8 protein-coding genes are annotated in these 5,281 nt (G+C 65.4%); 5 read left to right on the top strand and 3 right to left on the bottom strand.

Going from position 1 to position 5,281, the window contains the following annotated elements:
* A partial coding sequence (locus A5906_RS04005) for a hypothetical protein (RefSeq protein WP_245326577.1) occupies positions 1-653 on the top strand: 653 nt, incomplete at its 5' end.
* A 3-nt stretch (positions 654-656) separates the two neighbouring features.
* Here A5906_RS04005 and tesB read toward each other — a convergent pair.
* Positions 657-1,517: an acyl-CoA thioesterase II gene (gene tesB / locus A5906_RS04010; protein WP_080133901.1), complete on the bottom strand. Its 861-nt coding sequence runs from the start codon at positions 1,515-1,517 to the stop codon at positions 657-659.
* A 202-nt stretch (positions 1,518-1,719) separates the two neighbouring features.
* Here tesB and A5906_RS04015 point away from each other — a divergent pair, with 202 nt between their 5' ends.
* Complete coding sequence (locus tag A5906_RS04015; protein WP_080133902.1) at positions 1,720-2,940, top strand: ubiquinone biosynthesis hydroxylase; 1,221 nt, start codon at positions 1,720-1,722, stop codon at positions 2,938-2,940.
* Between the two features lie 169 nt (positions 2,941-3,109).
* Here the strand turns inward: A5906_RS04015 and A5906_RS04020 are convergent, their stop codons facing one another.
* Together A5906_RS04020 and A5906_RS04025 are read right to left on the bottom strand one after the other, a co-directional pair.
* Positions 3,110-3,307 carry a Trm112 family protein gene (locus A5906_RS04020; RefSeq protein ID WP_007598651.1) on the bottom strand — a complete coding sequence of 66 codons (198 nt, stop codon included), beginning with the start codon at positions 3,305-3,307 and terminating at the stop codon, positions 3,110-3,112.
* 61 nt (positions 3,308-3,368) lie between these two features.
* On the bottom strand, positions 3,369-3,899 hold the full coding sequence (locus tag A5906_RS04025) for a TetR/AcrR family transcriptional regulator (RefSeq protein ID WP_080133903.1): 531 nt from the start codon (positions 3,897-3,899) through the stop codon (positions 3,369-3,371).
* Between the two features lie 101 nt (positions 3,900-4,000).
* On the opposite strand from A5906_RS04025, the gene A5906_RS04030 reads away from it, so the two are divergent.
* The 3 genes from A5906_RS04030 to A5906_RS43785 all read left to right on the top strand — a co-directional run.
* Positions 4,001-4,351: a hypothetical protein gene (locus tag A5906_RS04030; protein WP_080134067.1), complete on the top strand. Its 351-nt coding sequence runs from the start codon at positions 4,001-4,003 to the stop codon at positions 4,349-4,351.
* Positions 4,352-4,554: 203 nt separating this feature from the next.
* A complete protein-coding gene (locus A5906_RS04035; RefSeq protein WP_080133904.1) occupies positions 4,555-4,833 on the top strand; it encodes a PepSY domain-containing protein in 279 nt (92 codons plus the stop codon).
* A 101-nt stretch (positions 4,834-4,934) separates the two neighbouring features.
* Positions 4,935-5,281: cytochrome b/b6 domain-containing protein (locus tag A5906_RS43785; protein WP_347337587.1), on the top strand; the 347-nt coding region annotated here is incomplete at its 3' end.

Below are 5,281 nucleotides of genomic sequence, written 5' to 3' on the forward strand. Positions count from 1 at the left end.
CCGGCGGGTCGCTGACGGCCGATTTCAGCGCGTTCGGTCTGCTCGGCCGCAGCATCGTGTTCGTGATCGGCATCCTGCTGGTGATCCCCGCGCCCTGGGTGACCGTCTGGTTCTACAAATACATCACATCGCACATCCAGGTGCCGGGCCGCCCGAATTTTGGTTTCGCCGGCCAGCCGATGGACATCTGGTGGGCGTTGATGCTCAACGCGCTCCTGACCTACGCCGGCGCGACCGGCATATCGTTCGCGCCGCTCCTTGCCGTGATCGCCAATGCGTTCCTCGCCTGGGTGATCCTGCGCTGGATCGTCGCCAACCTCACCTCGAACGGCGAGCGTCTGCCTTTATCGTTTCAGGGCAGCGCGATCGGCTATGTCGGCTGGTACCTGCTGATGATGATCTCGACCATCACCATCATCGGTTGGGCCTGGGTGATCGCGTTCTGGATGCGCTGGAATTGCCGCAACATCGAGGGCACGCGGCGCGAGGTCGTCTTCAACGGCAGCGGCTGGCAGGTGCTATGGCGGTCGGTGGTGTTGTCGCTGGCGTGCAGCTTCATCATCCCAATTCCGTGGATGCTGCGCTGGTACGGTCGCTGGTTCGTGTCGCAATTCGCGCTGGTCGATCGCGGAGCCGCCGCTCGCGCCTATTGAGCGCTACCTCCGTTCGCGCACGGAGCCTTCCTGCGCGACGGAGGCGACCAGCGTGCCGTCCGGCTTGAAGATCGAGCCGCGGGTCAGGCCGCGGCCTGATTGCGCGCTCGGCGAATCCTGCGCATAGAGCAGCCATTCGTCGGCGCGGAACGGGCGGTGAAACCACATCGCGTGGTCGAGGCTCGCCGGCATCATGCGCTTGTCGAACAGCGTACGGCCGTAGCGCGCCATGATCGCATCCAGCAGCGAGAAGTCCGAGGCATAGGCGAGCGCGCACATGTGCAGCGCCGGATCGTCGGGCAACTTTGCAGCCGTCTTGATCCAGACATGGATGCGGCCGTCGTCGATCTTCTGGCCGAAATAGCGGCCGAGCTCGACCGGGCGCAACTCGATCGGGCGATCGGATTCGTAGTAGCGGCGGATGAACTCCGGCATCTCGCGGAACATCGGCTGCTTCGCAACTTCCTCCGCCGTGAGCTTTTCCGGCGGCGGTACGTCGGGCATCTTGTCCTGATGATCGAACGCGGTCTCCTCGTCGGCGTGGAACGACACCATGACCGAGAAGATCGCATTGCCGTGCTGGATCGCGGTGACGCGCCGGGTCGAATAGCTCTTGCCGTCGCGCAGGCGCTCGACCTGGTAGATGATCGGGATCTGCGGATCGCCCGGCAGGATGAAATAGCAATGCAGCGAATGCGGCAGCCGGCCCTCGACCGTGCGGCAGGCGGCAACCATGGCCTGCCCGATCACCTGGCCGCCGAACACCCGCTGCCAGCTCGTCTTCGGGCTGTTGCCGCGGAACAGGTTCACCTCGAGCTGCTCGAGGTCGAGGACCGAGATCAGGTCGATCAGGCTCTTGGACATGGAGTTCGCTTTCAAAGGACTGTCATTCCGGGGCATCGCGACAGCGATGAACCCGGAATCCCGAGCTCATGACCTCGAGATTCCGGGTTCGCGCATTTGCGCGCCGGAATGACAGACCGGGCCGTTCCGCCCTTGTTTCACCGCACTGTTTCGCCCAGCTCAAGTCTGCTAGCAAGACCGAGAATTGACTGGGAAGCTTGGTATGTCGGTACAGGGAAGCATTGTCATTGGCGGCGGCGCGTTTGCCGGGCTCGCCCTGGCTCTGGCGTTGCGCCAGGGGCTGGGTCCGGAGATCCCGGTCATCGTCGCCGATCCCGCGCTCGGCACGCGGCCGAGCCGGGATCCGCGCGCCACCGCGATCGTCGCCGCCTGCCGCCGCCTGTTCGAGGCGATCGGCGCCTGGGACGACGTCAGGGGTGAGGCCCAGCCGATCCTCGACATGGTCGTCACCGACTCGAAGCTGGAGGACGCCACGCGTCCAGTGTTCCTGAACTTCGCCGGCGACGTCGCGCCGGGCGAGCCGTTTGCGCACATGGTCGAGAACCGCCGTCTGATCGATGCGCTGGTGGTGCGCGCCGAGGCCGAGGGCATCGATCTTCGCGCCACCACCGTTGCATCCTACGATGCGCGCGCCGAGGGCATCGACGTGACGCTCGGCGACGGCAGTGTGATCGCGGCGGGCCTGCTGGTCGCCGCCGATGGCGCGCGGTCGAGACTGCGCGAGCGCGCCGGCATCGCCACCCATGGCTGGGAATATGACCAGTCCGGCATCGTCGTCACCGTTGGCCACGAACGTGATCACGAGGGCCGCGCCGAGGAGCACTTTTTGCCGGCGGGCCCGTTCGCGATCCTGCCGCTTTCGGGAAAGCGCTCATCGCTGGTGTGGACCGAGCGCCGGGTCGAGGCCGCGCGCATCATTGCGCTCAGCGACGAGGAATTCCACGCCGAGCTCGAGCAGCGCTTTGGCCTGCATCTCGGCGAGGTGAAGGCGCTCGACAAGCCGCGCGCGTTTCCGCTGTCCTATTTCGTCGCGCGTTCCTTCATCGCCGAGCGCCTCGCGCTGGTCGGCGATGCCGCCCATGTCATCCACCCCATCGCCGGCCAGGGCCTCAACATGGGGCTGAAGGACGTTGCGGCGCTGGCCGAGGTCGTGGTCGACGCGGCGCGGCTCGGCATGGATCTCGGCGGCGCCGACGTGCTCGAGCGTTACCAGCGCTGGCGCCGCTTCGACACCATGGCGATGGGCGTTGCCACCAACTCGCTGAACTTCCTGTTCTCCAACCAGTCGACCTTGCTGCGCACCGTGCGCGACATCGGCCTCGGCCTTGTCGACCGCGCCCCGCCGCTGAAGAACCTCTTCATCCGCCAGGCCGCCGGTCTCACCGGCGAAGTGCCGCGGCTGCTGAAGGGCGAGGCGCTGTAAGGCGTCGTCCCGGCCAAGGCCGGGACCCATACGCCGCAGCATCAGTTTTGCGAAGACCGGAGTTACTGCTCGCGCAACAACGCAATTCGGTGGTTATGGGTCCCGGCTTTCGCCGGGACGACACCGAGCGCGTGGCGCGTTGCGTTGCTCCATTCGAGCTACGAAAGCCTCAATCGATCTTGCGCGCTTCTTCCGGCAGCATGATCGGGATGCCGTCGCGGATCGGATAAGCGAGCTTGGCGCTGCGCGAGATCAGCTCCTGCTTGGCGGAATCGAACTCCAGCGGACCCTTGGTCAATGGGCAGACCAGAATCTCCAGCAGTTTGGGATCGACACTGGCTTCGGGACGTTCGGTGGGCGCGTTCATCATTGTCTCCGGCGTTCGGCTGCCTCTAGCACAGAAATCCGCCTCCGCCCATTGCGCCGATTCACGCCGAGACCATCGCCAGGAGCTCGTCGAGCATGCCCTGAAGCCGCGCCGCCGGCACCGGCGCCCCCGACAGGGTAAAGCCGAGAAACGTCCAATAGAGGATCTGCGCGCGGGCCGTCGCCGTCGCCGGAGCAAGCCCGCGCATCGCCAGCAGCTGCTCGATGTAGTCGAGCCTGCGGCGGTCGATCGCGCGCACCGCGCCTTGCGCGCCCGCATCGAACGCCGCCCAGTGGCGCACCGCGCGCTCGAGATCGAGCCGGGCACCGAACGACCTGCGCAGCAGCGCCTGCAAGGGCTCGTCGCCGGCGGCCTCAACGTCGGCGATGATCTGCTCCGCCGCGATCTCGCGCCAGCGCTTCAGCACCGCGGTGTGGAAGGCGCCGAGATCGGCGAAGTGCCAATAGAAGCTGCCGCGCGACACGCCCATCCCCTTCGCGAGCGGATCGGCCTTGAGCGCCGTGAAGCCGCTTTTGGCGAGTGCCTTCAGCCCTTCCCTGATCCAATCGTCGGCGGCCAGCTGTTCGGTCATGTCGGTTTCCAGATCCGGCCATACACTAGTGTATTGACAGGTCGCGGGCCAGCGCTTATCTCACCATACATAGATGTATGGAAGCCTCCGGGAGCCTGACGATGCGTGATCTCCTGCTCCAGTGCGCCGGTGGGCTGACCATCGTCGTGGCCCTCGTCCATGGCTACCTCGGCGAGGCCAAGGTGTTTGTCCGCGCGCGCATCGAGCCGGAACGGCTTCGCACCCTGATCCGCCTTGTCTGGCAAGCCTCGACCGTTGCCTGGATCGGCGGTGGGGTGCTCCTGATCGCGGTGCCCGGCATGGGTTCGGAGCTGGCGCGCCACTGGATCGTCGGCACTATGGCCTGCGTGTTCGGTCTCTCCGCTCTCGCCAACGCATGGGCGACGCGCGGCCGGCACTTCGGCTGGATGATGCTCAGCGCGGTCGTCATGCTGGCGGTCGCCGGCTACTGACAACGCGCTCCCGGCCGTGAGACGTAAGGCCGCAGCGGGTCTTCAAATGCGCGGTCCCTGCGGAGCGTACTGATGTTTTTCGGATCGTTAGAATAAATCTAAGGCGCGGCGCCGCTGAACCGGATTGACTTCACCTCCTCCTTTGCTTCCTTCGGTCCCGCTCGCGGCTCCGCGCAGCACCCACGACAGAGAAGGAGACGTTCGTGAAGGTCATTCGTGTTGTTGCCATTGCACTGACGATCGGGATTGGCGCGGGATCGACGGCCATGGCCGACGGTTTCAAGGATTGCACCAAACTCGACAAGGCGTCGTGGAAGCCGGCCAGCGAAGCCGAAGCCAAGGCCAAGGCGCTGGGCTACGAGGTGCGGCGCTCCAAGATCGAAGGCTCGTGCTACGAAGTCTATGGCGTCAAGGAAGGCAAGCTCTTTGAGCTGTTCTACAGCCCGGAAGACCTCAGCCTGAAGCACACGATTGCCAAGTAAGGCTGCCAAGTAAGGCTGCCAAGTAAACCCGCCAACTAGGCTTGCCAAGCAAGGCTGCGCGAAATCGTCCGCGCAGAGTGAGGCTCGAAGGTGGTCCCAGCTTGATCGAGGAAGCGGTGCCAGAAGCGCGCGGGGCGTCCGACAGGACCCCCGCGGATCGAACCGTTTCGCGGACGGTCGCAGTCTGGGATCTCCCGCTCCGCCTCTGGCACTGGGCTTTCGCGGCCAGCATCCTCGCCGCGTGGTTCACGCCCACCGTCTACGACCGGGTTCATCGCATTGTCGGCTACACGGTGCTCGGGCTTCTCGCCTTCCGTCTGGTCTGGGGTTTCTGGGGCAGTCGCTACTCTCGCTTCCGCCTGATGAGCGTCAGGCTTCGTGCCGCGCCGCGCTATCTCTTGAATCTGCGTCGCGGCCTCACCGGCCGCTATATCGGGCTCAATCCCGC

It is taken from the genome of Bradyrhizobium sacchari (assembly GCF_002068095.1).
Taxonomy (GTDB): domain Bacteria; phylum Pseudomonadota; class Alphaproteobacteria; order Rhizobiales; family Xanthobacteraceae; genus Bradyrhizobium; species Bradyrhizobium sacchari.